At 55.1% G+C, this 25,724-nt stretch carries 25 protein-coding genes and 4 pseudogenes; 14 read left to right on the top strand and 15 right to left on the bottom strand.

Going from position 1 to position 25,724, the window contains the following annotated elements; all coding sequences use genetic code 11:
* The first annotated feature begins 21 nt into the window (after positions 1–21).
* The 4 genes from fba (at position 22) to BLV48_RS08355 (ending at position 4,056) form a co-directional block, all read left to right on the top strand.
* Positions 22–1,086, top strand: a complete 1,065-nt coding sequence (gene fba / locus BLV48_RS08375; protein WP_091825889.1) for a class II fructose-bisphosphate aldolase — start codon at positions 22–24, stop codon at positions 1,084–1,086.
* A 303-nt stretch (positions 1,087–1,389) separates the two neighbouring features.
* Entirely contained in the window at positions 1,390–1,653 is a 264-nt protein-coding gene (locus BLV48_RS08365; RefSeq protein WP_091825883.1) for a hypothetical protein, read from the top strand.
* 82 nt (positions 1,654–1,735) lie between these two features.
* The gene (locus tag BLV48_RS08360) at positions 1,736–2,614 is read left to right on the top strand and encodes an EamA family transporter (protein WP_091825880.1); all 879 of its coding nucleotides are present in this window, start codon (positions 1,736–1,738) and stop codon (positions 2,612–2,614) included.
* Positions 2,615–2,670: 56 nt separating this feature from the next.
* The gene (locus tag BLV48_RS08355) at positions 2,671–4,056 is read left to right on the top strand and encodes an HD-GYP domain-containing protein (protein ID WP_091825878.1); all 1,386 of its coding nucleotides are present in this window, start codon (positions 2,671–2,673) and stop codon (positions 4,054–4,056) included.
* 23 nt (positions 4,057–4,079) lie between these two features.
* Here the strand turns inward: BLV48_RS08355 and BLV48_RS08350 are convergent, their stop codons facing one another.
* Positions 4,080–4,265, bottom strand: coding sequence for an RSP_7527 family protein (locus tag BLV48_RS08350; RefSeq protein ID WP_091825876.1), 186 nt, complete (start codon positions 4,263–4,265; stop codon positions 4,080–4,082).
* Between the two features lie 128 nt (positions 4,266–4,393).
* Between BLV48_RS08350 and gcvA the strand changes: the two genes are divergently transcribed.
* Positions 4,394–5,293, top strand: coding sequence for a transcriptional regulator GcvA (gene gcvA / locus BLV48_RS08345; protein WP_091825873.1), 900 nt, complete (start codon positions 4,394–4,396; stop codon positions 5,291–5,293).
* A 42-nt stretch (positions 5,294–5,335) separates the two neighbouring features.
* On the opposite strand, the gene BLV48_RS08340 is transcribed toward gcvA, so the two are convergent.
* Positions 5,336–5,809 (bottom strand): YbjN domain-containing protein, encoded by a 474-nt coding sequence (locus tag BLV48_RS08340; protein ID WP_091825870.1) that lies wholly within the window; start codon positions 5,807–5,809, stop codon positions 5,336–5,338.
* 246 nt (positions 5,810–6,055) lie between these two features.
* Here BLV48_RS08340 and BLV48_RS08335 point away from each other — a divergent pair, with 246 nt between their 5' ends.
* Positions 6,056–7,048: a serine/threonine protein kinase gene (locus tag BLV48_RS08335; RefSeq protein WP_091825867.1), complete on the top strand. Its 993-nt coding sequence runs from the start codon at positions 6,056–6,058 to the stop codon at positions 7,046–7,048.
* A 3-nt stretch (positions 7,049–7,051) separates the two neighbouring features.
* Here the strand turns inward: BLV48_RS08335 and BLV48_RS08330 are convergent, their stop codons facing one another.
* Complete coding sequence (locus BLV48_RS08330; RefSeq protein WP_091826212.1) at positions 7,052–7,714, bottom strand: 2OG-Fe(II) oxygenase; 663 nt, start codon at positions 7,712–7,714, stop codon at positions 7,052–7,054.
* Between the two features lie 83 nt (positions 7,715–7,797).
* On the opposite strand from BLV48_RS08330, the gene BLV48_RS08325 reads away from it, so the two are divergent.
* Entirely contained in the window at positions 7,798–8,202 is a 405-nt protein-coding gene (locus BLV48_RS08325) for a 3D domain-containing protein (RefSeq protein WP_091825864.1), read from the top strand.
* Positions 8,203–8,218: 16 nt separating this feature from the next.
* Here the strand turns inward: BLV48_RS08325 and BLV48_RS08320 are convergent, their stop codons facing one another.
* The gene (locus BLV48_RS08320) at positions 8,219–8,980 is read right to left on the bottom strand and encodes an SDR family NAD(P)-dependent oxidoreductase (protein WP_091825861.1); all 762 of its coding nucleotides are present in this window, start codon (positions 8,978–8,980) and stop codon (positions 8,219–8,221) included.
* On the bottom strand, positions 8,977–10,320 hold the full coding sequence (locus tag BLV48_RS08315) for an ABC1 kinase family protein (RefSeq protein WP_091825856.1): 1,344 nt from the start codon (positions 10,318–10,320) through the stop codon (positions 8,977–8,979). The genes BLV48_RS08320 and BLV48_RS08315 overlap by 4 nt, the downstream gene beginning before the upstream one ends.
* A 95-nt stretch (positions 10,321–10,415) precedes the next feature.
* Here BLV48_RS08315 and BLV48_RS08310 point away from each other — a divergent pair, with 95 nt between their 5' ends.
* The gene (locus BLV48_RS08310) at positions 10,416–10,769 is read left to right on the top strand and encodes a YacL family protein (RefSeq protein ID WP_091825853.1); all 354 of its coding nucleotides are present in this window, start codon (positions 10,416–10,418) and stop codon (positions 10,767–10,769) included.
* Between the two features lie 54 nt (positions 10,770–10,823).
* On the top strand, positions 10,824–11,300 hold the full coding sequence (locus BLV48_RS08305; protein ID WP_091825850.1) for a peroxiredoxin: 477 nt from the start codon (positions 10,824–10,826) through the stop codon (positions 11,298–11,300).
* A gap of 73 nt (positions 11,301–11,373) precedes the next feature.
* Here the strand turns inward: BLV48_RS08305 and BLV48_RS08300 are convergent.
* Positions 11,374–11,846, bottom strand: a pseudogene (locus BLV48_RS08300) (alpha/beta hydrolase-fold protein); the annotation flags it as partial.
* Between the two features lie 28 nt (positions 11,847–11,874).
* A pseudogene (locus BLV48_RS08295) lies at positions 11,875–12,309 on the bottom strand (transposase); the annotation flags it as partial.
* Between the two features lie 438 nt (positions 12,310–12,747).
* Between BLV48_RS08295 and BLV48_RS08290 the strand changes: the two are divergent.
* Complete coding sequence (locus BLV48_RS08290) at positions 12,748–13,668, top strand: catechol 2,3-dioxygenase (protein WP_091825847.1); 921 nt, start codon at positions 12,748–12,750, stop codon at positions 13,666–13,668.
* A gap of 182 nt (positions 13,669–13,850) precedes the next feature.
* On the opposite strand, the gene BLV48_RS08285 is transcribed toward BLV48_RS08290, so the two are convergent.
* The 3 genes from BLV48_RS08285 to BLV48_RS19355 form a co-directional block, all read right to left on the bottom strand.
* Positions 13,851–14,798, bottom strand: coding sequence for a PDR/VanB family oxidoreductase (locus BLV48_RS08285; RefSeq protein WP_091825845.1), 948 nt, complete (start codon positions 14,796–14,798; stop codon positions 13,851–13,853).
* 56 nt (positions 14,799–14,854) lie between these two features.
* On the bottom strand, positions 14,855–15,910 hold the full coding sequence (locus BLV48_RS08280; RefSeq protein WP_091825841.1) for an aromatic ring-hydroxylating oxygenase subunit alpha: 1,056 nt from the start codon (positions 15,908–15,910) through the stop codon (positions 14,855–14,857).
* Positions 15,911–16,018: 108 nt separating this feature from the next.
* Complete coding sequence (locus BLV48_RS19355; RefSeq protein ID WP_254774995.1) at positions 16,019–16,441, bottom strand: hypothetical protein; 423 nt, start codon at positions 16,439–16,441, stop codon at positions 16,019–16,021.
* Between the two features lie 1,038 nt (positions 16,442–17,479).
* Here BLV48_RS19355 and BLV48_RS19550 point away from each other — a divergent pair.
* Both BLV48_RS19550 and BLV48_RS08270 read left to right on the top strand, forming a co-directional pair.
* Positions 17,480–17,614, top strand: coding sequence for a hypothetical protein (locus BLV48_RS19550; RefSeq protein WP_340147926.1), 135 nt, complete (start codon positions 17,480–17,482; stop codon positions 17,612–17,614).
* Positions 17,615–17,644: 30 nt separating this feature from the next.
* Positions 17,645–17,851: pseudogene (locus tag BLV48_RS08270) on the top strand (IS4 family transposase); the annotation flags it as partial.
* A 54-nt stretch (positions 17,852–17,905) separates the two neighbouring features.
* On the opposite strand, the gene BLV48_RS08265 reads toward BLV48_RS08270, so the two are convergent.
* On the bottom strand, positions 17,906–19,564 hold the full coding sequence (locus BLV48_RS08265; RefSeq protein WP_091825838.1) for a sigma-54-dependent Fis family transcriptional regulator: 1,659 nt from the start codon (positions 19,562–19,564) through the stop codon (positions 17,906–17,908).
* 353 nt (positions 19,565–19,917) lie between these two features.
* Here BLV48_RS08265 and BLV48_RS19475 point away from each other — a divergent pair, with 353 nt between their 5' ends.
* Positions 19,918–20,049 carry a type 2 periplasmic-binding domain-containing protein gene (locus BLV48_RS19475; RefSeq protein ID WP_302847876.1) on the top strand — a complete coding sequence of 44 codons (132 nt, stop codon included), beginning with the start codon at positions 19,918–19,920 and terminating at the stop codon, positions 20,047–20,049.
* 228 nt (positions 20,050–20,277) lie between these two features.
* Here BLV48_RS19475 and fghA read toward each other — a convergent pair.
* Positions 20,278–21,129, bottom strand: a pseudogene (fghA, locus tag BLV48_RS08255) (S-formylglutathione hydrolase).
* 14 nt (positions 21,130–21,143) lie between these two features.
* Positions 21,144–22,259 carry an S-(hydroxymethyl)glutathione dehydrogenase/class III alcohol dehydrogenase gene (locus tag BLV48_RS08250; protein WP_091825835.1) on the bottom strand — a complete coding sequence of 372 codons (1,116 nt, stop codon included), beginning with the start codon at positions 22,257–22,259 and terminating at the stop codon, positions 21,144–21,146.
* Positions 22,260–22,419: 160 nt separating this feature from the next.
* Between BLV48_RS08250 and BLV48_RS08245 the strand changes: the two genes are divergently transcribed.
* A complete protein-coding gene (locus BLV48_RS08245; protein ID WP_091825832.1) occupies positions 22,420–23,304 on the top strand; it encodes a LysR family transcriptional regulator in 885 nt (294 codons plus the stop codon).
* 80 nt (positions 23,305–23,384) lie between these two features.
* Here BLV48_RS08245 and ahpF read toward each other — a convergent pair whose 3' ends face one another.
* Complete coding sequence (ahpF, locus tag BLV48_RS08240; RefSeq protein ID WP_091825829.1) at positions 23,385–24,923, bottom strand: alkyl hydroperoxide reductase subunit F; 1,539 nt, start codon at positions 24,921–24,923, stop codon at positions 23,385–23,387.
* 281 nt (positions 24,924–25,204) lie between these two features.
* Positions 25,205–25,435: a DUF2798 domain-containing protein gene (locus BLV48_RS08230; RefSeq protein ID WP_242530050.1), complete on the bottom strand. Its 231-nt coding sequence runs from the start codon at positions 25,433–25,435 to the stop codon at positions 25,205–25,207.
* Positions 25,436–25,724 lie beyond the last annotated feature (289 nt).

Genomic DNA, 25,724 nt, shown 5'->3' with positions numbered 1-25,724 from the left:
ACCAATTCAAAGGGTGAAACCATGGCTTTGATCTCCATGCGTCAGCTGCTGGACCATGCCGCCGAATATGGCTACGGCATTCCGGCGTTCAACGTCAACAACCTGGAGCAGATGCGTGCGATCATGGAAGCGGCGGCCAAGACCGACTCGCCGGTGATCGTTCAGGCCTCTGCCGGTGCGCGCAAGTACGCCGGTTCCAACTTCCTGCGCCACATGATTCTGGCGGCGATTGAAGAGTTCCCGGACGTGCCGGTGTGCATGCACCAGGACCACGGTACCAGCCCGGCAGTCTGCCAGCGTTCCATCGCCATGGGCTTCTCCTCAGTCATGATGGACGGCTCTCTGGGCGAAGACGGCAAGACCCCGACCGATTATGCCTACAACGTCGACGTCACCCGTCGTACCGTTGAGATGGCGCACGCCTGTGGTGTCTCCGTTGAAGGCGAACTGGGCTGCCTGGGCTCGCTGGAAACCGGACAGGCCGGTGAAGAGGACGGTATTGGCGCTGAGGGTATCCTGACCCACGACCAGATGCTGACCGATCCGGATGAAGCCGCCGACTTCGTCAAGGCCACCAACGTGGATGCGCTGGCGATCGCATGCGGTACCTCCCACGGTGCCTACAAGTTCACCAAGCCGCCGACAGGCGATATTCTGGCAATTGACCGCATCCGTGCGATCCACGAACGTATCCCCACTACCCACTTGGTGATGCACGGTTCCTCCTCCGTTCCTCAGGAATGGCTGGCGGTGATCAACCAGTTCGGTGGCGAGATTCCGGAAACCTACGGTGTACCGGTGGAGCAGATCGTTGAAGGCATCAAGTACGGTGTGCGCAAGGTCAACATCGACACCGACCTGCGTCTGGCGTCTACCGGTGCCGTGCGTCGCTTCCTGGCCGAAAACCCGGCCGAGTTCGACCCGCGCAAATTCCTCAAGGCCACCATGCAAGCGATGACCGAGATCTGTGTCGCCCGTTACGAAGCCTTTGGTACCGCCGGTCATGCCAGCAAGATCAAGGCGATCTCGCTGGAGCATATGTCCGAGCGTTACGAGCGCGGAGAACTGGACGCAAAGATCAACTGATCGGAGCGCACATGCGATACCCCAGAACCCGGCTCAGGCCGGGTTTTGTCTTTCTGGACGTTGGGTAAATGTGTGTTGCAAAAAAGATACGCCATAAGTCATTGATTTTAAATAAATAGGTTCTTCACGTCACAATATGTCAAGTATTCTGCGACACTTTTGGCAGTATTGCCTTCTGCCAAACCCCGAACGCTTATGATCTTCGCTTGATTTTTTTCGTAACCCATTGATATTAAATTATTTTGATTAATATGGCACAGCTTTTGATGTTGTTTGTTCAGAAACGATTCAAGGAGAACGTCCATGCTGCGTCTGATTATGATCCTGACAGTTATACTGACTTTTGCCGGCTTGCCTCAGGTCCTGCAGCCCCTTTTGATGAGTGGTCCGCCTCGGCTGGTCATGTTCAATACTGAAGAGGTGCCGCATGTAATCAATCCACATGCCCCGCAGCGTGTGCAGACACAGAGCAGCGCAGTGGAAGAGGCCGACAAGGTGACAGGGCCGGATCTGACATCGACCCAGTCATGGGCCGAGCTGGTAATGCAGCCGCGCTCGCAAAGTTGAACCGCTTGCTACCAAGCAGGTCTGCTCAAGGGATAAAATCCAGTATGCTTGCGGCGTAATGCCATCATGCTGGAGCATATGAATGAACTACCTGATTGCCGTCACGCTGCTGTGGGCGGTGTCTTTCAGCCTGATCGGTGAGTATCTCGCCGGTCAGGTGGACAGTTACTTTTCAGTCCTGACTCGCATTGTGCTGGCGGGGATGATATTTATCCCGCTGCTGCGTCCTGCCCGTTTTGCACCCGGGTTTATGGTCGGTGTCACGCTGGTTGGGGCGCTGCAATTCGGGCTGACCTATACCTGTCTGTATCTCTCGTTTGAATATCTCAGTGTGCCGGAGGTGCTGCTGTTCACCATTTTCACGCCGCTCTATGTGGCACTGGTGGATAACGCACTGAAACGTCGTTTCAGCCTCGGGCCCATTATCTCGACGCTGGTCGCTGTGCTGGGCGCGGCAATTATCCGCTACGATGGTGTCAGCGAGGCGTTTATTACCGGTTTTCTGATTCTGCAGTTGGCCAATCTTGCCTTTGCGGCGGGTCAGGTCGGCTATGCTCATTTGGTGCGCCACTATTATCCTGATGGGCAAAATCTCTGGCAGGTGTTTGGCTTTTTCTTTATCGGAGCGTTTGCACTGGTACTGCCCGCCTTTCTGATGCTGGGTAACATGGAACGTCTGCCTCAGACGACAACACACTGGACAGTGTTGAGTTGGCTTGGGCTGGTGGCCTCAGGGCTGGGGTTCTTCTTCTGGAACAAGGGTGCGACTCAGGTGGATGCCGGTACGCTGGGCATCATGAATAATGCACTGGTGCCGGCCGGGCTGGTCGTCAACCTCGTGATCTGGAATCGGGATGCGGACATCCCGCGTTTGCTGATCGGTGGCGCGATTATCCTGTTGTCGCTTTGGGTGAATGCTCGCTGGCGTCAGTGGACGCGGGCCGAGTTGCGGGCAGGGTGACTCAACCCGCTGCTCTGTGCGTATACTGAGTACCAGACATGTTGCTGGAGCGGTGAATGGAACGCTGGAATCTGGCCGGTACCACCGGCATGAAACTGTCAGAGCTGATCAGTGCATTGTCGCATGCGCTGGACATGACCGAGGGGCAACCACCGGGGCATTGCATGCGCTGTTGCTGGATTGGTATGCATCTGGCGGATCAGCTGGGCCTGGATGACGCTGCACGCTGGGAGCTGTATTACACGCTTTTACTGAAAGACTTGGGCTGCAGCAGCAATGCCGCGCGTATCTGTCAGCTGTATGGCACGGATGATCTTGGCTTCAAGCGTGACTTTAAATGGGTTAACGGTAGCCTGACGCAGGTGATCAGGTTTCTGCTGCAGCATACCGGGCGTGATGCCGGTGTTGCCGAACGTTTCAAGCGGCTGTTGAATATTGCCCGCAACGGTGAATCTATTGCCACTGAGCTGATTGCGACCCGCTGTGAACGGGGTGCATCCATTGCGCGAGATCTGGGTTTCAGTGAGTCGGTAGCGGCCGGTATCCATTCATTGGATGAACACTGGAGCGGAACAGGTCAACCCGAACAACGGTCCGGTGAGGCCATTCCGTTGTATTCACGCGTGGCGCTACTGGCGCAGGTGGTGGAGGTGTTCCATGCCGCGGCCGGGCCTGATGCAGCACTGGATGAGGCGCGAGCGCGCAGCGGCCACTGGTTTGATCCGGCATTGGTGAAAGCCCTTGAGCAGGCAGCGGAGTCGGCTGACTTCTGGTCGATGCTGGCCAGCCCAGAGCTGCCTGAACGCGTGCTGGCTCTGTCGCCGGCAGGACATGAAATTGAGGTGAATGAAGACTACCTGGACCGAGTGGCTGCAGCCTTTGGTCAGGTAGTGGATGCCAAAAGTCCCTACACCGCCGGTCACAGCGAGCGAGTGGCTCTCTATACCGATCTGATAGCCGAGCAATTGGATATCGAGCCGCAACGGCGCCGCTGGCTTCGACGTGGTGCACTGCTGCACGATATCGGTAAGCTGGGCGTGAGTAACAGCATTCTCGACAAACCTGGCAAGCTGGATGCGGATGAATGGCAACAGGTACAGAATCATGCCCGCTTTACGGAAGAGATTCTGTCGCGTATTGGCGTATTCAGCGAATTGGCACAGGTGGCTGGCGCTCACCATGAACGGCTGGATGGCAAGGGATATCCCAAACAGCTCAAGGCAGAACAGATCACGCGGGAAACCCGGATTATCACAACCGCAGACATCTTCGATGCCATTACGGCTGAACGCCCCTATCGAGGAGCCATTCCGGTAGCACAGGCACTGGAGATGATGGCGGAGAACTTGCACACGGCAATCGATGCCGACTGTTTTGCAGCGCTGAAAGCCGCGATTCAGGAACTGGATGTCGCTGAAGTGAATGCAGGAGCGGGATTGTGACCCGCTCCACAGTCTACTCTGTCTCAGTTAACCAGCGCGGTGGCACCTGCCAGCGGACGACGCGGTTTCAACAGGCGAGCAACGCGGCGGTACAGTGACGCGATTCCCTGCATGATGAATTCAGCACGCTCACGGCGAGCTTGTTCAACATAGTAATCCACGTCTACCATTCCATTTTGTGTCATTACCATGCGATTGAAGTCGGACATTTTCGAGTAGAGCTCCTCAAATGGGGGTTAATTTTCAGGCGTTATACTAAGGTCTATGCTGCATTGCCACAAAAGATTGTTTTTCAGGCTATAGTTGAAAAAAACTAAACTATAAGAGGAGCGCCACCATCCGCCGTCTGCCACCGCTCAACGCCCTGCGCAGTTTCGAGTCTGCCGCGCGAAACCTGAGCTTCAACGAAGCTGCAGAGGAACTGTTCGTGACCCCGTCTGCGATCAGTCATCAGATCAAGTTGCTTGAAGAATTTTTGGGCTTGAAGCTGTTTCGGCGCGAGAAACGCAAGGTCAGTCTGACCGCGGCCGGCGAGCGCTACCTTCCTTCCGTACAGCTGGCGCTGGATGAAATTGAAAGTGCAACGCGGCGTTTGATGACATCACCGAACCTGAGTGCGGTCAACATCAGCGTAGCGCCTGCGTTTTTGACCCGCTGGCTGGTGCCGCGCATTACCCGGTTTCAGGAGCAGTACCCGGACGTGGAGCTGCGCTTCAGTTCCACCACTGGCTTTATCGATTTCGAACACTCCGATACCGATATGGCGGTGTATTACGGCGAAGGCAACTGGCGGGGGGTGGATATCCATTTTCTGCGCTATCTGGTCTCGACGCCGGTGTGCAGCCCCAAGTTGGCAGAGGGGCTGAACAGCCCTGAAGATCTGCTCAAGCGAACGCTTATTCACGTCAGTGGACGGAGGCAGGAATGGCAGCAGATTCTGCAGCAGCTGGGCGTCAGAGCCAACACATCAACCCGAACCATGTCTTTCTCCAGTACCGCACTGGCCGTGTCGGCGGCCATTGAAGGGATAGGTGTATCACTGGCTGATCGGGCGCTGGTGCAGCGAGAACTGGAAGCGGGACAGCTGGTGGTGCCGTTTGATATCACGCTGGACAAACCAAGGGCGTTCTATCTGGTCTATCAGGAGAAGCGCCAGCTCACCTATGGCATGCAAGCGTTTCGTGACTGGATTCTGCAGGAGATGCAGCAGGACCTGACACCTGTGTCCGAAGCCTGACGCTGACTCATTCCTGGATGAGTCAGCGTCAGCTATAGTGGGTCAGTTGTCCTGGATGTACTTTTCGAATTCCTTCATGGTCAGCATCCACCAGTCGATAGTGTCATCGAAGTTGCTGCTGCTGACGCCATATTTCAAATTAACGGGCATGTCGATGTTCGGGTCGCCGTCTTCGTCCAGGTAAGCCGTGCCAAAAAGCTGTGTCTCGTTCCACTCATTGATTCTCTGCAAGGATACAGGCTGGTCAGCCCAGGCAGCGGAAAATACGATGTTTTCACAGTCTTTGTTGTCTTCGCAGTTGTAGAAATAGATACCATATTTGTTACTGTCAATCCGGCCCGTAATAAGCGGGTCACCATAGTCATCTGTTCCCAAAGTGGCGGAACCGAAGCCACGGGCCAGTTGAACGATCTTCTCCGGATCGGAGGCCTCAACAAGAGAAGACGCCTGAACGCCGGTAACATTGCTCATGGTGCCAACTCCTGCTGCCAACAGCAGAATGGATGCTGCTTTCATAACTATCTCCATGTTTTAAGTTGAGGTCCTTTATTGTACACCTTCCCATTCGGTTATACCTTCAGTGCCGTTGGACTGATGTGACATATGGCATTTCCTGCAATTACAGAACCTGATCTTTCCTGGTAAAAGAGCAGATTCATAATAAATCAAGGTGGTTTATCTTTGCATACCAAGTCATCCTAGCGATTCTTAAGTGGCAAATGATGATACTGGAATGCCGTTCTATCTGACTCGGGGTGACTCATGCAGCAAGAAAATCTCCAACCGTTCTACCAGTTGACGCCCGATACTGTGATTGATGCGGTGGAGTCGATGGGCTACCTCAGTGATGGCCGTATTCTGGCACTGAACAGCTACGAGAACCGCGTCTATCAAGTGGGTATAGAGGAAAGTGAACCACTGATCGCCAAGTTTTACCGCCCCTTGCGCTGGAGTGATGAACAGATCCTGGAAGAACATCAGTTCTGTTTTGAGTTGGTTGAGCAGGAGTTGCCGGTGGTAGCACCCTTGACCAACAGTGCCGGTGAAAGCCTGTTCCATTTCAAGGATTATCGGTTCTCCCTGTTCAAGCGCCGAGGTGGGCGCGCACCGGAGCTGGATGACCCCGACCATTTGTATCAGCTGGGGCAGACTCTGGGTCGAATCCACCTGGTCGGAGCTGTGCGCCCCTTCGTGCACCGTCCGGCGCTGGATATCCAGACCTACGGTCGTGACAGTGTGGCATTGATCAGTGAAGGCTTTATTCCGTCTTCACTGCGTGAGGCGTACACCAGTCTCTGCGCCGATCTGCTCGACGGGATCGAGGCCTGCTTTGCCGCCGCCGGTGAGGTGAAGCTGATTCGCGCGCATGGCGACTGTCATGGCGGCAACATTCTCTGGCGTGATGATACGCCCAACTTTGTCGATTTTGATGATGCGCGCATGGCCCCGGCGATTCAGGACCTGTGGATGCTGCTGACCGGCGATGACCGCGTGCAGCAGCAGCTGCAGCTGGCTGAGGTGATCGCGGGATACAGTGAGTTCGCTGATTTTGATCCGCGTGAGCTGCATCTGGTAGAGGCGCTGCGCACCCTGAGAATGATGCATTACAGTGCCTGGCTTGCTCGACGCTGGGAAGACCCGGCTTTTCCGCACAACTTCACCTGGTTCAACACCGAACGCTACTGGGGTGAGCATATCCTGCAGTTGCGCGAACAGCTGGGCGCGTTGCAACAGCCGCCGCTTAAACTGTTGTAGGGTTCAGTGGGGCGGGTCGATCTGGTTGTTGATGCTGGTATTGACCCGGAACCAGCCGGCGATGCTGTAGCGATCGGCACGTGCCGGCAGCACTTCATGCGGAAAACGCTCGCTGAGGAAAAGAACCAGTGTGCCCATCTGGGGCACCACCCTTTCGACCACCTCTTCGCTGTCATGGGTCGGCCAGATCAACAGTTCGCCCCCAAGCTCAGGTTGCCAGTCAGGGTTGAGGTAAAACACCGTTGTCAGCACGCGGTTGGTTTGGCCACGGAAGGCATCCAGGTGCCGTTTGTAGAACGCGCCTTCAGGATAGTGGGCGAAGTGGGCCTCATAATCGAACAGCCCCATGAACAGCCGCCGGTTCAGCCCTTCACGCAAATCGTTCATCCACCGCAGATACTGTGCCTCGATCAGTGACTGATGGCTCAGCCAACGGATCTGATCACGGCGGATCTCGCCGTGCAGCTGGTGATCCTGTTCACGACCGATACCGGCGCGACGAAACTGCTCGTCATCCATTGCCTGCAGGTGCTGACGCAACGCATGGCCAAGTGATTCAGGCAAGGCAGAGGGCAGAATGATATAGCCCTGCTCAACCAGTGCGTCAGCGATCTTATCGTACAGGCTTTGGGTCAGGTCGAGATTAAGTTCGGGCGGTGAATACACAGGGGTATCCTCCATAACAGAGATGATGCTATATACCCCCGGTTAGTGGTAAAGTCACGCAAAAGATTCGATCAGGGTGATAAATGCCATCTTCTTCATACAAGTGTCTGCTCTTCGCCGGTGGGTTGCTGCTCTCGGGCTGTGCCGAATCGGCACCTGAGCAGCATGCACTTGATGTCAGGGCGTCCGCCTATAACTCGGTACCTGAGCAAACGGTGGGGAACCCGGCGATTGCCGCCTGGGGTGATCGCTTGAAACCGGGAATGAAAGCGATTGCCGTGTCACGTGATCTGCTGGAAGAAGGCCTGGATTACAACATGCAGGTACAGATCGAAGGCCTGCCGGGCACCTACCGGGTACTGGATAAGATGCACCCCCGTTGGGAGCGCAAGATCGACATTTACATGGGCGAGGATGTTGGGGCCGCGCTCGACTGGGGTGTTCGCGATGTCACCATCCGCTGGAAGCCGGTTTCAGACGAAGGTTGAGGCCCCCGCTACCGCATCAGGGCTGAATCAGCTGACCGTCCCAAGCAAACACATTGCCTGAATCCATTGGTGTCAGGCCATCGATCACCTGCAGCAGTGAGCGGGCCGAAAACTCGGGCGTAAACAATTTTCCTTCCGGTACACGGGCCTGGAACGGTTCTGACAGCGGTGTATCCACGGTGCCTGGATGCAACCCCGCCACCACCAGTTTGGGCCAGCGCCGTTTGGCTTCAATCGCGGTACAGCGCAGCAGCATATTTAACGCCGCCTTGCTAGCGCGGTAGCTGTACCAGCCACCGAGCCGGTTGTCTCCGATACTGCCTACCCGTGCCGACAGCGCCGCAAATACTGCTCGTTGATCCTTCGGCAGCAGTGGGATCAGATGTTTGGCCAGCAAGGCCGGTGCCAACGCATTGATCTGCATCTGCTGCTGGAAGTAGTCACTCTCCAGGTTGCGCCAGCTTTTCTCCGGCAAACTCTCCTCTGAATGCAAAAGCCCCGAGGTGATCAATACCAGATTTGGGGTTACGTCCTTGAGCTGTTCGGCACAGGCGATGATGGAGCCTTCCTGACTCAAGTCGATGGGGTGCAGGCTGAGCCGATCCGGATTGCGTTCCGTCTGTTGTTTCAGTGGCTCGGGAATCCGGCGAGCGAAAGCGTATACCCGGCTGACCCGTGGTTCGTCCAGCAGCTGTGCCAGCACCGCCTGGCCAATGCCGCCGCTGGCACCGATCAGTACAGCAGTGATGGGGGAATCGAACGAACTCAACAGGCTCACGAAAGCTCCCGATAGCGATTGAAGATGACATGAACATCGACGTTGGCACCGAGCTGGGAGGCGAGCATGAACAGCCCGCCCATCTTGCGGTGCAGAAACAGCACATCTGCCGGTGGTGTATGCCAGGCGTCCGGGTCGCTGCTGATTGCCATGCCGCGCTGATGAATCCGCTGGGCCAGATCTGAGTTGCCAAAATCATAGGCCCCCGGCGTGCGCAGCGGCTCGGTGGCTTCCATGAAAATGTCCAGCACAACCTGGCGGTTGGCGGCATCATGACGCTGACTGAAAAAGCCTAGCGTTTCCAGTGCCTGCGCCAGTTCCGTCTGGTTACGATCGGTGGCGGCACAGATGGCATGGTGATACTGCAGTACAAAGTCGATCGAGAAACGGCGCACGGCGCCAAAATCCAGCAATACCAGCCGGTCCTGCTGCAGGTTGTACTGGTAGTTGGCCGGGTTGGGATCGGTCTGCACGCAGTGCAGTTGAAACAGCTCACAGAAGAACAGCTCCAGCAGCAGGGCGGGGATATGATCCTTGAGCGCGACTTGTTCAGCGGCCGCCTGTTTCAGACTGACCCCCTCGATGAAATCCATGCACAGGATCTGTTCTGTGGATAATTCGGTGTCGACGCCGGGCAGTGCCAGGGCATCATAATGACGAGAGCCCAGCAGCGCCGCATCGTAGGCCAGCAGCTGTTGCTGCTCATGCAGGTAATCCGTCTCCAGCCGCAGCTGCTGCTTGGCTTCAGCCACCAGCGGGTCGATGTCCAATTCTCGCGGCAGCAGACCGCTGAGGCGCAGCAGGGAAACAACATTGTCGATATCGCTGTCGATGCTGCGACGCACACCTGGATACTGAATTTTGATCGCCAGCTCGCGTCCGCCATGGGTGCGGCCCTTGTGTACCTGCCCGATGGAGGCGGCGGCCACCGGATCAAAACTGAACTGCGCCAAGCGCTGATCCCAGTCGCTGCCCCAGTTGCTTTCCAGTACGCCGACCAGCTGAGCCGCGGGCATGATCACCGCATCATCACGCAGCCGCTCCAGTACCGCTGCCAGTTCCGGTGGCAACAGCGCCCCTGAGTCCATGGAGATCAGTTGGCCAAGCTTCATCGCCGCCCCGCGCATCCGTGCCAGCTTGTCGGCGACCTGCTCCAGGTTCTTGCGGCTGAGCAGCAGCTCGGACAGCGCCGGTCGTCGGCCCTGCATCCACTGCTTGCTGCCTTCGGTAACCAGATTGCCGGCCACCCGCCCGGCCAGGCCGGTCAGGCTGGCCATGCGTGAAAAACGGCTGCTGGGCACTGCTGCAGCACGGCGGGGTTTGCTGTGGGTGTCGGTCATGGGATCTCCTGGGACATCCGGTCCCGGTTCAGGTGGTGTACTATTTCCATCTTACGCGCGTCTGGCGCGAGTGGATGCATGAGTGAGACAACGCGATGGAATACGAATTCAGACGAGACCTCTACGATCAGCCCGAAGCGATCGTCGAGATGGAACAGGCGCTGTTTGGTCGCTGGCTGAGCGAGGCGCTGGGTGATAACCGGGGCGAAGCCGAACGTATCCTGCAGCGAGTCGAAACCCTGCTGAGTGATCGTCGTGGGCAGTTTGATTGGCATGGGCAAGAGTTGAGTCTGCAGCTGGACAGTGAAAGCGCACGCGTCTGGCTCCAGGCTGAAGGCGATCTGGATGAGCTGGGAGGAGGCTTTGGTCTGGCCGATGAAGCCTGCGAGTCGGGGCTGGAGGATTTTATCGGTCTGCTGCGTGGCTGGATTGACTATCTTGATGAATAGGATCTGCTACAATCCCGAGTAAATCAGTCAACAATAACGCTGTGGAGAGACCATATGAGCATCCAGATCGGTGACACTATTCCCAATGTAGAACTGCGCGTGATGGGCAAGGAAGGGCCGGAAGCGGTTCAGACCGCTGACCTCTTCGCCGGCAAGAAAGTGGTACTGTTTGCGGTACCGGGCGCCTTTACTCCGGGTTGCTCCATGACCCACCTGCCGGGCTTCGTGGTCAAGGCTGACGAGATCAAGGCCAAGGGCGTGGACAGCATCATCTGCACCGCGGTCAACGACGTGTTCGTAATGGACGCCTGGGGCAAGGATCAGAACGCCGACGAAATTATCATGCTGGCCGACGGCATCGGTGAATTTGCCTCTGCCATGGGCCTGGATCAGGACCTGTCCGGCATCCAGTTCGGCAAGCGCAGCCAGCGCTACGCCATGATCGTCAACGACGGCAAGATCGAGCTGCTGAACATCGACGAAAAAGGCATCGACAAGAGCAGCGCCGAGACCGTTCTGGCCGCGCTGTAAGTGTTGAGGTTCTGAGCCTCAATAAAAAACGCCGACTTGCACTCTGTGCAGTCGGCGTTTTTTTATGCTGATATCAGGCCGATATCAGCGCCCTGGCATGATGGTGCAGGTGGTCTTCGATAAAGCTGGCGATGAAGAAGTAGCTATGGTCGTAACCCGGCTGCAGGCGCAGCTCCAGCGGGTGCCCCGCCGACGCACAGGCTGCTTTCAGTGCTTCCGGCTTGAGCTGTTCCTGCAGGAAATCATCCGCCTCGCCCTGATCCACCAGAATCGGCAGCCGTTCTTTCGCGGTTGCGATCAGTTCACAGCTGTCCCAGGCTTTCCATGCTTCGCGATCAGTGCCCAGATAGCCTGAAAACGCCTTTCGCCCCAGGGGCAGTTGGTCGGATTACTGATCGGCGCGAAAGCCGATACCGATACATATCGGCCCGGATTCTTCAAAGCACAGATCAGCGCACCGTGGCCGCTCATGGAGTGACCACTGATGGCGCGTTTTTGGGTTACCGGAAAATGCTGTTCGATCAGTGCCGGCAGCTCGTCGGTCACATTGGTTTCTCAGGTCGGTGCCACGCGGACTGGTATTAACCAGTGAGCCCTCTTTCAGAAGAACACCGATCTCAGATAGCCATTGAGTCACTTCTTCAAAAACCTGTTGGGCCATATCATGGCGTTCGAGCAGATGCCGGAACTTCAGAATGGTGGTGTGACCGGGGATCGCTTTATCCAGTGTCAGCCTGCAAACAGCCGTATTGAGGGTATCTTGTACAGTGCGTCTTCAATGACTGGATCACTGAGGTTATACCACTGTTGCATGCAGTGAATACGAAGCATGGTGGATAAAAGAGTATGGCCGACGGCCATTACCGGCCTTGGGATCGTGGGGCTTTATGACGGCCTCGAGACGTGTCCATGGGATCAACTTATCTATTCGGCCCAGAAATTTCTCCTTGCGGGTCTGACGGCGCTTGTTGCTGAACTCGCTGTCAGCAAATGTAAGTTTCTGATCTATCTCTGCGTCCTTAATCGTATGCAGTAGGCATTATCCCACGCGGCGGACTTATTCGCAGCTTTCCTAGTTCAACCGATATGATCGAATATAGAACGGATAAGAAATGATTTTTTCATTACAGCAATAATGTTTTGCTTTGCACTGGGCTGGTTGTGATTGCATTAAGGCGCTTTATCGGGATGGTAGAGTTGTTCAAATGAAGAAATCGGACTTCTGAATTTCTCATATGAAAAAATTTAATTTGAACAAAGTTTTTTCAAATTTAGTTTTACTGCTCCTTTCATGTGTAGATGTCTTTCAGGATTATGTTTTTAAAGATAATTTTTGGAAATTAAGCACCTATTCCCTGATTGGAATGAGTATTGCTTATCATCTACATGCCTATCGGGCTCCGAAGATAAAAAATGTATTACCTATAACAAAAAAGGACAGTTCTAAATGAAAAAGGGCGTACTAAGACCGGGACATATGCAGATTCGCGTACTGGATCTGGATGAAGCAGTTAAACACTACACCGAGGTGCTGGGTCTAATTGAAATGGACCGAGACCCGCAGGGTCGTGTCTATCTTAAGGCTTGGACCGAGGTGGACAAGTTCTCTCTGGTATTACGTGAAGCCGATGTTCCTGGGTTGGATTTTGTCGGTTACAAGTGCCTGAACGAAAGCACCGTTGATACTCTGCGTCAGCAGCTGATTGAGTACGGCTGCACGGTTGAAGATATTCACGAAAATGAACTGAACGGTTGCGGACGTCGTGTGCGTTTTGACTCGCCCACAGGCCATGTATTCGAACTGTTCGCGAGCAAAGAGCAGACCGGTCGCTGGGGCGTCAGCAACCATAACCCGGAAGCTTGGCCGCGTGGCTTGAGGGGCATGAAAGCGCAGCGCCTGGATCACTGTTTGCTATATGGTCCCAATATCGCCGGTACGGTGGACCTGTTCCGCGAGGTGTTGGGTTTCGATCTGGTGGAACAGGTTTTGGATGGCGATACCCGCGTGGCCGCGTTTTTGACCTCTAGCATGAAAGCGCACGATGTTGCATTCATAGAGTGTCCGGAGCCGGGGAAATTGCACCACATCTCGTTCCTGCTGGAGTCTTGGGATGAAGTGCTGCGTGCTGCCGACCTGATTTCCATGACCGATACATCTATCGATATCGGTCCGACTCGCCATGGCATCACCCACGGCAAGACTATTTATTTCTTTGACCCCTCCGGCAACCGCAATGAGGTGTTTGCTGGTGGTAACTACTTCTACTCCGACCATGAGCCGATTACCTGGGATGCGGAGCAACTCGGCAAGGCTATCTTCTACCATGATCGCGTACTCAACGATGCTTTTCTCAGCGTGTTGACCTGATCCACATTCTTCGCAACCAATCGGCTCACTCAGTTGGTTGGTTGCCTTCTCTTCCGGTGCGTAAATCTGAATTACCGTTTTTATTAACAAGTTGTTAGACAAAAAAGAGCCGGAACTATCTGATTGGCTCCGGCTAAAATATGTACAGACGGGAAAATTAACGAAGTAGATACCAAGTTTGCTCAGAGTTTCACTGTCAAGCTAGGAGTGAGTGCGCGTGAGCAACAGGGTGTGAATCTAAGATTTTCCAGTCGCTCCTTATCGGTAAAGAATGCATCATGATGGTCGGGAATGCCGGCAATAACATCGAGTATGCAGGTACCGCAGATCCCCTGTTCACAGGAGCAGGGTATCTCATAACCTTTGCGTTCAAGCGCTTCCAGGGCAGTTTCATCTGCTGCAACCTCAACTTGGTCACCGGTGCCGTCGATGATGAGGGTGAATGCCTTGCCGTGCCCTGTTTTACCGCCCTCGGCCTTCTGAAATGACTCATAGTGGATACGCTCTTTGGGCCAGCCCGCTTCCTCCGCGCTACGCTTGATGAACTCGATAAAGCCTTGGGGGCCGCAGACATAGAGACGTTTGTCTGGAATATCGATCTCAAGCGCGGTGGGGTCGAAGCGCATAGCTTGGTCATCAAAATAGAATCGTGTGCGATCGGCATAGGTGGAGCTTTCGATACGATCACGCAGTGCAGCAGCCTTAGCGGAACGGGTGCAGTAGTGCAGGGTGAAGGGCTGGCCTTGGTGTTCCAGGTAATCGGCCATCGATATAATTGGCGTAATGCCGATACCGCCGGCTATCAGCACCGAGAAATCGGATCGTTGCAGAGGAAAGGCGTTTCGTGGCGGACCGACCTTGACCTTGTCACCCGGTTGCAGGGTGTCGTGTACCTTGATGGAGCCGCCGCGGCCATTGGCCTCGCGCAGGATCGCGATCTCATACGTATGCCCACCATCGAGACTATTGATCAAGGAGTACTGACGAATCGTCTTATCGTCGATATGCAAGTCGATATGGGCGCCGGGTTCAAAGGGAGCAAAGCCTTTTCCCCGGCAGTCTTCCAGTACCAGATGAACGATGTTGTCGGCAATGGTCTCTTTTTTAATTATTGTGGCTTCGGTCGTCATAATGGTGCACTCAGGTGTGAAAACCTGGCCCTTATAGTGACCAGGCTTTGGTCTGTTTAAGCAGATTCGATTTCGAGTAGTTCGGCGAGCTTTCGACGTACGCGGATACCGCCTGCGTCGCTGGAGAGCAGAATCGGGTTCAGCTCCCAGAAACCGGCCTCGCCCATCTCCTGCTGTTGCGCTTCGATCATCGGTTTATCCTCTTCGACAAACGCCTGCTTCATACCGGCCATCTTGGCGGCGTTGTATTCGGCGTCATCCTCCAAATAGTTGCGGGCGGAGGCGAAGAAATAATGGGTGGAGAACTCCGATTCGGGAGTCATGATGTGGTAGTCATAGAGCATCCTCCCGTCGTTTTCGTAGTCCATGCTGTCCTGTACCGCAGCTACTTGTAGGTGCATGTTGGAGGGGGCATGCCAGTTGACCTGGAAGAACTGGTTGGCCTGATCTTCTGGGCGCTCCAGATGTACCGCGAGCAGTTGCATGGCAGGCTCGGCGAGCCAGTCCCAGCGTACAGAGACTACAGAACCGTTCTCCTCTACTTTGGGTAGCAGTGGGCTGAGTTTGCCGTTTGTATTGATGAGCGGTCCATGCAGGTGATCGATATGGCTCAGGTCCATGATGTTGTCGGTTAACAGCTGGTAGTTGCACTTGTTGTACATGTAGATGTAGCCAACGGCACTTTCCGGTTTACGGTTTAGTATCGAACAGTCCATGATCTGGGTAGTGTCCGCTTTCTCCTGATTGCCCATCCAAATCCAGATAAAACCGTCCCGCTCCTCCACCGGGAAACTGCGAACCTTACATGCTTTAGGGATCTTTCCGCTGCCGTGGGAGCTATGGGTACACTGACCGTCTGAGTTGAATTTCAGACCATGGTAACTACAGGTGATTTCATCTCCATCGCGAACCCCTTTGCTCAGCGGTGCAAATCGGTGGGGGCAGCGGTCGCGAATGGCGGTCACTTCGCCATTCTGTTTGCGGTAAAACAGCAGGGTTTCGCCGATGATTTTTCGACTGAGCATGGTGTCGGCGTCAATTTCGGTTGTGAGTGCCGCCACATACCAGGTGTTCTTCAGAAATGAAGTATCTTTCTTATTAATCAGTTCCATGTTTAAACCTCGTCTTGGATTTGAAAAAAGAGGGGTGTTACTGGTGCAAGCACCTCTCAAAGGTCTCGGGCTGTCCATGTCCACGGGACCGGTGGTATTCGTTATTGTTTAGTTGCCTGAGCTATGCATGTTTTGCACCGTGAACTTGTCTTGTGGGCTCATGTCGGGGTCGACAATCCCTTTGAACTGGCCAGTGGTGCAGTGCTGTGCCTGGACATCGACCATGGTGAGCGAGTCATCAATGGACACACAGGTGTCTTTGTTCACCGGCAGATGGTGATCCGGATGGGCCTGGCCGGTGGCCCAATAGCGGCCATCGGGGGCGCAGGTCAGGTCGAGCAGGTTCTCCAGGGTGGGGGTGGAGAGCGCCTGCCGGCTCGTGCCATCGTCATCGCTACGCCAGAGCTGCTTGTCAAAGCCCAGCGCGATTACACTGCTATCGGCGCAGGCCTCGCTGCCGATGGTGCGGGACAGCACCAGGCCATCGACACCGGTCAAATTCAGTGGGGCTTCGCAAGCGCTCAGCAGCAAGATGGCTGCTAGTGTCAGTGTGACGAGGGCGGGATTTCCCGGTCGAAGCCAGGAAACGGCGTTCTCTTTTCTTCTTATTGGGGTACGCATAGTGACTGTCTATCTTTATTTTTATTGACAGTCATGACTAAGCATTTAGCAGGCCAGTATTGAATAAATGTTTAAAAACAAATAGTTGAATTTATTTAGGTGATTTTCGAAGTGTTTTCAATACGCAGGTTTTTCTATATGACGAAAAAAAACAGAATGTTTTCTTGAAATCAGAACTAAAATAAAAAGAGCCGCGTAATGCTGTTCGGTTAAGACTTGCTGCTGACCGAAGGCTCTAAGAAAATCCGGTATTCTTCATTGGATACCGGATTTTTTGTTTGCCCGGTGAAGCCGGCAAAAAGGAGGAGTCGCCCTGACTGAGGGGAAGACAACCCGGTTGGCAAGGGTGTTGCTGGCCAACGGCAGGGTCTGAAGGAAGCCATAGGAGGTTAACGGTACACAACGCAAGTGAACCTACTTCGGCAGTGCAGGTGGGTAAGCGTGCAAAATAGCGCGAAGCCCGATACTCGGTCAGACCTGTGCTGTGCTTGAGGGTGGAATCGTTGACAGGGAGCCGGTGCAGTAACCGGGGAAGCCTGACACTCTATCCGGCCCGACCGGACGTTGAGGCTCAAGGTAAAAGCCAAGGCCACAGCGGGTGTGAGGTGGCAGATGAAGCTGTAGTAGTGATGAAGTTCCCGCCTGAGAAGCCTGGCAACAGTATGGAGGATAAAACCGGAACGACCGGAGTCGTCATCCTAAAGCTGAGCAGGTATGAGGAAATACTACAGTTTTTACGGACAGTTGCTGTCGATGCGGCGTCTGTATCAAGCCTTCAAACACGTCAAACTCAACCGAGGTGCGGCCGGAATCGATGGGTAGAGCCTGATTGAACCGATCTTTGGTCCGGACTTTCATCCGTCGTATCGTCCGGGACGCAGTGGCCATCACGCGATAGGCAAGGCGACGCTGTTTATTCGTCGTTATCGATGTGAGTGGATCGTGGACATGGACCTGTCGAAATACTTCGACACGTTAAACCATGACTTGATCATCCGCCAGTTCAGCCGACGGCTCACGGACGGCAGTGTCTTGTCACTGTTGCGCCAGTTCCTTGAGAGTGGGGTAATGGCGGACCATTAGTTTGAAAAGACAGAGTTGGGCAGCCCTCTTAAACCGGCCTATCAATATATCGCGGCTCAGTTAATCGTGATGGCGGCTGCGCAGCCGGTATCGAGAACGGGAGTAAGGTTCTCGGAACTGAGAGCTGGAGTGGCCAGCCTGTTTCTGGATAACCGTTCTCGCTCCTCAAGGCCGAGGGCGGTCAAGATTTCCGAAACCCGCTATCCCGTGAACCGAAAAGTTGCTCCGCTTAAGTGAACAGCATTACGTGTAATGCGGCACTTGTAGCGGTTTTCTTCGGGTGGGATAGGCTTAGTTGTCGGCATTCTGATGCTTTTTCAGTCGGTACTCAAACTGGCCCCGTCTTAAGTTCAGGTATCGTGCGGCAGCCGATACGTTGCCGTCATTGCGCTCAAGGGCATGTTTTAGTATCAGGTCTTCGATCTCATCGAAGGAATTAATGCTGGAGATCAGGTGGTCGATCGCAGATTCTTGTGTGATCGGGTTCGGTGTATGGCTCTGAGCCAGTGCGATATCGTCGTTGTCGATCATCAGATGATGGATGTCGATGTTGCCGTCATTTTCCGCAAGAATAACCGCGCGCTCACAGACGTTTTCCAATTCTCGTACATTTCCGGGCCACTCATGGTTAAGTAGCCGGGTAAATGCCTTTCTTGAAATGCCGGTAATATGCTTGTCTATTTCATTGGCAAAGCGGTTGATAAACAGGTTGACCAGCAAGGCGATATCGCCCTTTCGCTCCCTTAGCGGTGGAATCTTCACCGGGAAAATATTGATTCGGTAGTAGAGGTCGGATCTGAACTTGCCATGCAACACATCCTCTGACAGGTTGGTGTTGGCGGCGGCCACGATTCTCACGTTGACCTTTTTGGTATTGGTTCCGCCTACTCGCTCGATCTCCCTCTCCTGGAGTACGCGCAGCAGTTTGCCCTGTGCTTCCAGGGGTAAGCTGCTGATCTCATCAAGAAACAATGTGCCGCCGTGAGCACGCTCGAAGCGCCCCGGACGGGATTCGACAGCGCCGGTGAAGGCTCCTTTTTCCACACCAAATAGTTCGGATTCCACCAGATCAGCGGGTATTGCCGCACAGTTAACTGAGACAAAGGGGCCGTCAGAACGTTTGCTGATGGAGTGTAGAGCGCGAGCGAATCGCTCCTTTCCAACCCCGCTTTCACCCATCAACAACACGGTAGAGTTGGTCACCGCTACTTTTTTTAATTGTGTGGCCACCTCATTAAATTGGCGTGATGAACCGATGATATCGGGCAGGACTGTCTCGCTGTCGTCGGCCTGTAACCTCTCTAATTGCAAGCATCTGCTGGACTTCGGTGGTGAGACGAACTCTTCTATCCGCATGAAGCTGAGATGTTCGCCGATGTCCTCTTCATCTTCGAGAGGTACTCCGACAACCCGGCAATGCTTGTGACCCATGGCCACGCATTCGACCTCTTTCCACAGAATGGGGCGTCCCATCACGGTTGTGGTGTAGCCGCATGCGTATCCCGTCATCAACCAACAGGCGGGAAAACCACTGACGCCAAGGTGCTCCAGATGGGCCTTGGACTCCCAGGAAGATTCCCAAATATAGTCACCCCAGAATTTGCCTGTGTCCTCATCGTACTGCATCCGTTCTACAGCACGGTTCAGTACGAAACCCTCCATCTCCCGGATCTTGGGGCCGTAATAGAAAAGTTCATCCAGATCCTTGACCCCCTTCTGCTTAAGCTTCAAAGCATCTTCGGCACCCTGCTGGTAGCCCAGTCTTGTGAATATCTCCCGGGTGGTTTTGAGCCCGGCGTGTTCGATGAACTCACGTCGCAGGTTGGCTAAGGAATAGCCATGGAGTAACAGCATGCGTTGATTGAGAAGATAGATTCTGCCCTCTTCGGTTTTGTCCAGAATCTCGTCTTCCAGTAGCGGGTGGCCTAGAAGGCTTTTTAATGAATCCATTTTTATAGTTATTCTGAGTTAAAAAGGTGCCGATTATCAGCGCTTTTATATATTAGTGTTTTCTCAACCAGCTATCCCCGCTGGTAATAAATGCCACGATCTCATTCTCATCTTAGGGTTCCTGAAGTCGATTATCTAGTGCCCCAATAGCGCCGCCATGGTATTTTTTATTGCAGTACAGCAATAATCTGTATAGGAAAGATGAATGCGGCGGCGGAATGCAATCGAGGCCTATGTGGCTGTGGTTCAGGAAGGCCGTTTCCAATCCGAACCCTCCGGCAAGTTGCGCATCACCTGTGCCATCACCTTCGGTGAACGCTTTCTGGCGCCCCAGTTCAACGACTTCATGAGCAATGCCCGAAATCAGCCTCGACCTGTACCTGACCAACCGCCAGACGGTTCTGATTACCGGAGGCTATGACCTGGCCGTGCGCATGGGCACGTTGAAAGATTCTTCGCTGCTGGCGCGTCGGCTCTGGGTCTGAAGCTGGACCTGGACCTGGCCGGTATCCAGTTTGGCAAGCGCAGCCAGCGCTACGCAATGATCGTCAACGACGGTGTGGTTGAGTTGCTGAACGTGGACGAGAAAGACTAGTCGAGACTAGCGGCGCTGAAGCGGTACTGGCAGCGCTCTAAGCGTCACGCGAAAGCGTACGAAAAACGCCGACTGGCTTGCACGGGTCGGCGTTTTTGTGCCTGTTTCAGGCGGCGCTTCAGCCCAGGCCCAGCGCCCGGGCATGATGGCGCAGGTGGTCTCCGATAAAGCTGGCGATGAAGAAGTAGCTGTGGTCATAACCGGGGCGCATGCGCAGCTCCAGCGGATGTCCCGCCGACGCACAGGCTGCTTTCAGCGCTTCCGGCTTGAGCTGTTCCTGCAGGAAATCATCCGCCTCGCCCTGATCCACCAGAATCGGCAGCCGTTCTTTCGCGGTTGCGATCAGTTCACAGCTGTCCCAGGCTTTCCATGCTTCGCGATCAGTGCCCAGATAGCCTGAAAACGCCTTTTCGCCCCACGGGCAGTTGATCGGATTACTGATCGGCGCGAAAGCCGATACCGATACATATCGGCCCGGATTCTTCAAAGCACAGATCAGCGCACCGTGACCACCCATGGAGTGGCCACTGATGGCGCGTTTTTGGGTTACCGGAAAATGCTGTTCGATCAGTGCCGGCAGCTCGTCGGTCACATAATCGTACATGCGATAGTGAGCAGATCAGGGCGTCTCGGTCGCATTCACATAAAAACCGGCACCGGAGCCGAAATCGTAGCTGTCATGCTCGCCGGGCAAGTCGGTTCCACGCGGACTGGTATCCGGCGCAACAATGGCGACGCCCAGTTCGGCGGCAACGCGTTGGGCACCGGCTTTCTGCATGAAGTTCTCATCCGTACAGGTCAGGCCCGACAGCCAGTACAGTACCGGTACCGGCTGCGTTTGTGCCTGCGGTGGCAGGTAGATGGCAAACACCATCTCCGTGCCGGTCGTCGTCGAACTGTGTTTGTAGCGCTTGAGCCAACCGTCAAAGCATTTGTTGCTGGCGACCAGCTCGGGGGCTGCTTGAGTCATGGGACTCTCCTTGATTACTGATCGAACAGAATCACCGAGCGGATGCTCTTGCCTTCGTGCATCAGGTCAAACGCCTTGTTGATGTCCTCCAGACCCATGGTGTGGGTGATGAACGGATCGATCTCGATCTTGCCGTTCATATAGTCCTCAACGTAGCCCGGCAGCTGGCTGCGGCCCTTGACGCCACCGAAGGCGGAGCCTTTCCAGACGCGACCGGTCACCAGCTGGAACGGACGGGTGGAAATCTCTTCACCGGCACCGGCAACACCGATGATGATGGATTCACCCCAACCCTTGTGGCAGCACTCCAGTGCAGAACGCATAACCTGAACGTTACCGATACACTCGAAGGAGTAGTCCACGCCGCCGTCGGTCATGTCGACGATCACCTGCTGGATCGGATCGGAGAAGTCTTTCGGGTTGACGCAGTCGGTGGCACCGAACTGGCGTGCCATCTCGAACTTGTCTTCGTTAACGTCGATGGCGATGATGCGTGCCGCATTGGCCATGCGGGCGCCCTGGATGCAGGACAAACCGATGCCGCCCAAACCAAAGATCGCGACGGTGGAGCCCGGTTCAACCTTTGCTGTGTTCAGCACTGCACCAATACCGGTAGTAATGCCGCAACCCAGCAGACAGACTTTCTCCAGTGGCGCATCGACATGGATTTTCGCCAATGAAATCTCCGGTACCACGGTGTACTCGGAAAAAGTGGATGTACCCATGTAATGGAACAGCGTTTTGCCGCCGATGGAGAAACGGCTGGTGCCATCCGGCATCAGGCCCTGGCCCTGAGTGGCGCGTACTGCCTGACACAGGTTGGTCTTGCCGGAGAGGCAGAACTTGCACTTGCCGCACTCGGCGGTGTACAGCGGGATTACGTGATCACCTGGCTTCAACGTGGTGACGCCCGGGCCCACTTCTTCCACCACACCGGCACCTTCATGGCCCAGAATCGATGGGAAGATCCCTTCAGGGTCCGCACCCGAGAGTGTAAAGGCATCCGTATGGCAAACGCCGGTGGCAACGATTCGTACCAGCACTTCACCGGTCTTGGGGCCCTGAACGTCCACTTCTTCGATAGTGAGGGGTTTGCCCGCTTCCCAGGCAACGGCTGCGCGTGACTTCATGGTGATCTCCCGAGTCGAATACAGATGTTGAGATAAACGCGATGGTTCAAGTGTAGCCCCTGAACTGTTCCATGATAATGACAGCAATCGAAAATTATTTTTGCTCAGCTGCAATAATTCTGGCATACAGGGTCTATATCAGACGGGCGGGGAACACAGAATGCGGCACTGGGAAGCTATAGAAGCCTTTGTCGAGGTAGTACAGCAGGGCAGCTTTTCGGCGGCGGCACGCAAGCTCAGGGTCTCGCCCTCGCATATCAGCCGGCTGGTAGCCCGGCTGGAGGCTGAATTGAGTACGCCGTTGTTGTATCGCACCACGCGCAAGTTTCGGCTTAGTGAAGCGGGCGAGCACTACTTTCAGCACTGCCGTGAACTGCTGCAGGGCTTCAGCGCGGCGGAAGAAGAGCTGTCCAGTTTTCAGGCAGAGCCTTCCGGTACGCTTCGCGTGACCTGTGCCACCACCTTCGGTGAGCGTTTTCTGGCGCCGCAGCTGAACGACTTCATGCTGCAGTACCCGAAAATCAGCCTCGACCTGCACCTGACCAACCGTCAGACCGATCTGATCAGCGAAGGCTATGACCTGGCCGTACGCATGGGCACGCTTAAGGACTCCTCTTTACTGGCGCGACGCCTGTGCGATCGGCGCGAATACCTCTGTGCCAGCGCCAGTTACCTGCAGCGTCACCCTATGCCACATACACTGTCAGAGCTGGGGCGACACAACTGCCTGATGGGGTCCAACAGCTTCTGGCTGTTCAGTGAAAATGGCCAGCGCAAGGAGCTGAAAGCCAGCGGCAACTGGCGTTCCAATTCTGGCCCTGCGTTGCTGGATGCGGTCAGCAAAGGGTTGGGGATCGCCCAACTGCCCGACTATTACGTCGAGCCGGCCCTGAGGCGTGGTGAGCTGATCTCGATGCTGGAACAGTACCGTTACCCCTATAGCGGCGTCTGGCTGGTGTATCCACAGGCGCGACAGCGCTCGCCACGACTGCAGCTGCTGTGTGATTTTCTGATTGAACGTTTCAAGGGCGGATTGCCGTGGTGACTGAACAAAAAAACCGCCCCGAAGGGCGGTGGAAGTCAGCAAAACGCTGAAGAGAGATAGAGTTCGCTTTGAAGGGGCGATCAGTTGCGGATCAGGTGATCGAAGGCACCCAGCGCAGCCGTTGCACCTGATCCCATCGAGATGATGATCTGCTTGTACGGTGTGGCGGTCACGTCACCCGCCGCGAACACACCCGGCATGGAAGTGGCGCCGTGGCTGTCGATCACGATCTCGCCGCGCTCGGTCAGTTCCAGTGAATCCTTCAGCCATTCGCTGTTCGGTACCAAACCGATCTGCACGAAGATGCCGGCCACATCCACCACGTGAGACTCATCGGTCTTGCGGTCCTTGTATTTCAGGCCGATCACCTTGTTGCCGTCACCCAGAACCTCGGTGGTCATCGCCTGCTTGATAATCTTGATGTTGGGCAGAGACTCCGCCTTCTTCACCAGCACGCTGTCGGCGCGCAGGGTGTCGGAGAATTCCAGCACGGTCACGTCTTTAACAATACCGGCCAAGTCGATCGCCGCCTCGATGCCGGAGTTACCTCCTCCGATTACCGCCACGCTCTTGCCCTTGAACAGCGGGCCGTCGCAGTGCGGGCAGTAGGCCACGCCCTTGCCGCGGTACTCCTGTTCGCCCGGCACGTTCATTTCACGCCAGCGCGCACCGGTGGCCAGGATCACGCTGCGGCTTTTCAGCGTCGCACCGCTGGCCAGCTCCACCTCGATCAGCTCGCCCTTGCGCAATTTGGCGGCGGACTGCTCGGTGATCACCTCGACTTCATATTCCTTGACGTGCTGCTCCAGGCTGGCGACCAGTTTCGGGCCTTCTGTGTAAGGCACTGAGATGAAGTTCTCGATGCCGACCGTATCCATCACCTGACCGCCGAAACGCTCGGCGACCACACCGGTACGGATGCCCTTGCGTGCGGCGTAGATCGCAGCAGAGGCACCGGCCGGGCCACCGCCCACCACCAGCACTTCGTAAGGCTCGCGCTCGTTCAGCTCGGCTGCCTTTTTCTCGGCGGCGCCGGTATCCAGCTTGTTGACGATCTCCGGCAGCGTCATGCGGCCCTGACCAAAGTGTTCGCCGTTCAGGTAGACGGACGGCACGGCCATGATCTGACGTTCTTCAACTTCCTGCTGGAACAGCGCACCATCGATCATGGTGTGGGTAATGTTCGGGTTCAGCACCGCCATCAGGTTCAGTGCCTGTACCACGTCCGGGCAGTTCTGGCATGACAGCGAGATGTAGGTCTCGAAGTGGAATTCGCCCTTCAGGTTGCGGATCTGCTCCTGCAGTGCGGCATCGGTCTTGGACGGATGACCGCCGGCCTGCAGCAATGCCAGTACCAGCGAGGTGAATTCGTGGCCCATGGGGATACCGGCAAAGTTGACCCGCGGTGTCTGACCGGCGGCGCCAACGGCCATGCTCGGTGCGCGACGATCGCTGCCAGCCTTCACACTGATCTGGTCAGACAGCTCGGCGATCTCATGTGTCAGATCCGCCAGTTCCTTGGACTTGTCGCTGTCATTGGTGGTCAGTGTCAGCTCGATCGGGGTAACAATGTTCTTCAGGTAGGTGTTCAACTGCTGCTTCAGATTGGTATCCAACATGTGCGTCATCTCTCGGTAAAGTTATATGTTGCGACCGTCCGCCTGTCCTGTAGATCTCCCGTTCGGCGTTGGGCGCATTTCGAATATGGAGCTATGGTATCGAGCGGCAATGAATGTGTGAAATTAATCGTAATTAATGGTTCGATAGCTTTTATATATTACAGGCTCTGGCCTGGCCAAGATGACAAGAAGGGGCCGTTGGATGGATCGAAGGTTAGGCTGTGCCAAGGGGACAAAAGCCTGCAAGGTGCAGGCTCGAGGGGCAAACTCAGTACACTGATTTAATGAGGCAGGCTGCAAATCCGACCGGCCAGCATCTGCATGCGCTTGGGCAGCACATAAATCAGCGGAAACGCGATCGGCCAGGCAATCAGAATCGCCATGCCCCAACGTGACGAGAAGCCTTCGGTGAAACCGGTGTTGATGGCGGTGATCACAAACGTCATCAGGGTAACCATGACCATCGACATCAGTAGTGTGGTGACCAGACGGGTGTAGCGTTGTGACAGCACAGTAAGCTCCTGCTTGGTAAAGTAATGAACCGATTTGATTAGCTACGGCGTGACTATTGCGTTGGATTACTTATTAGTCGTTATGCATATTCTAATGTGAGTGACTGACAAACACAAAACAGCTGGGCAGGGCGTAACGCGATAGGGCTCGTTTAACGTTGTTTATGGGACATTAATATTCGATATATTAATGGGCTGGCGCTCATGATTGCCGGCTCCTTGTTCCTAGTGCTGCTACCTGTGAATACTAAACACGTTGTTCACGCAGCTTCGGTATTCGAGACACCGG

The organism is Marinobacterium iners DSM 11526 (genome assembly GCF_900107855.1).
Taxonomy (GTDB): Bacteria; Pseudomonadota; Gammaproteobacteria; order Pseudomonadales; family Balneatricaceae; genus Marinobacterium; species Marinobacterium iners.
The sequence above is the reverse complement of the archived record's forward strand: the minus strand, read 5'-3'. Positions and strand labels throughout refer to the sequence as shown.

Coding starts and splice junctions, on each gene's coding strand:
- BLV48_RS08340 (WP_091825870.1), bottom strand. CDS start 5,809: ATGAAAGCAGCATCCATTCTGCTGTTGGCAGCAGGAGTTGGCACCATG.
- BLV48_RS08305 (WP_091825850.1), top strand. CDS start 10,824: ATGAGCATCCAGATCGGTGACACTATTCCCAATGTAGAACTGCGCGTG.
- BLV48_RS19475 (WP_302847876.1), top strand. CDS start 19,918: ATGCCCGAAATCAGCCTCGACCTGTACCTGACCAACCGCCAGACGGTT.
- BLV48_RS08265 (WP_091825838.1), bottom strand. CDS start 19,564: ATGGATTCATTAAAAAGCCTTCTAGGCCACCCGCTACTGGAAGACGAG.
- BLV48_RS08245 (WP_091825832.1), top strand. CDS start 22,420: ATGCGGCACTGGGAAGCTATAGAAGCCTTTGTCGAGGTAGTACAGCAG.
- BLV48_RS08355 (WP_091825878.1), top strand. CDS start 2,671: ATGGAACGCTGGAATCTGGCCGGTACCACCGGCATGAAACTGTCAGAG.
- BLV48_RS08280 (WP_091825841.1), bottom strand. CDS start 15,910: ATGGAACTGATTAATAAGAAAGATACTTCATTTCTGAAGAACACCTGG.
- BLV48_RS08290 (WP_091825847.1), top strand. CDS start 12,748: ATGAAAAAGGGCGTACTAAGACCGGGACATATGCAGATTCGCGTACTG.
- ahpF (WP_091825829.1), bottom strand. CDS start 24,923: ATGTTGGATACCAATCTGAAGCAGCAGTTGAACACCTACCTGAAGAAC.
- BLV48_RS08285 (WP_091825845.1), bottom strand. CDS start 14,798: ATGACGACCGAAGCCACAATAATTAAAAAAGAGACCATTGCCGACAAC.
- BLV48_RS08335 (WP_091825867.1), top strand. CDS start 6,056: ATGCAGCAAGAAAATCTCCAACCGTTCTACCAGTTGACGCCCGATACT.
- BLV48_RS08365 (WP_091825883.1), top strand. CDS start 1,390: ATGCTGCGTCTGATTATGATCCTGACAGTTATACTGACTTTTGCCGGC.
- BLV48_RS08325 (WP_091825864.1), top strand. CDS start 7,798: ATGCCATCTTCTTCATACAAGTGTCTGCTCTTCGCCGGTGGGTTGCTG.
- BLV48_RS08360 (WP_091825880.1), top strand. CDS start 1,736: ATGAACTACCTGATTGCCGTCACGCTGCTGTGGGCGGTGTCTTTCAGC.
- BLV48_RS08315 (WP_091825856.1), bottom strand. CDS start 10,320: ATGACCGACACCCACAGCAAACCCCGCCGTGCTGCAGCAGTGCCCAGC.
- fba (WP_091825889.1), top strand. CDS start 22: ATGGCTTTGATCTCCATGCGTCAGCTGCTGGACCATGCCGCCGAATAT.
- BLV48_RS19550 (WP_340147926.1), top strand. CDS start 17,480: ATGGACCTGTCGAAATACTTCGACACGTTAAACCATGACTTGATCATC.
- BLV48_RS08250 (WP_091825835.1), bottom strand. CDS start 22,259: ATGAAGTCACGCGCAGCCGTTGCCTGGGAAGCGGGCAAACCCCTCACT.
- BLV48_RS08310 (WP_091825853.1), top strand. CDS start 10,416: ATGGAATACGAATTCAGACGAGACCTCTACGATCAGCCCGAAGCGATC.
- BLV48_RS08350 (WP_091825876.1), bottom strand. CDS start 4,265: ATGTCCGACTTCAATCGCATGGTAATGACACAAAATGGAATGGTAGAC.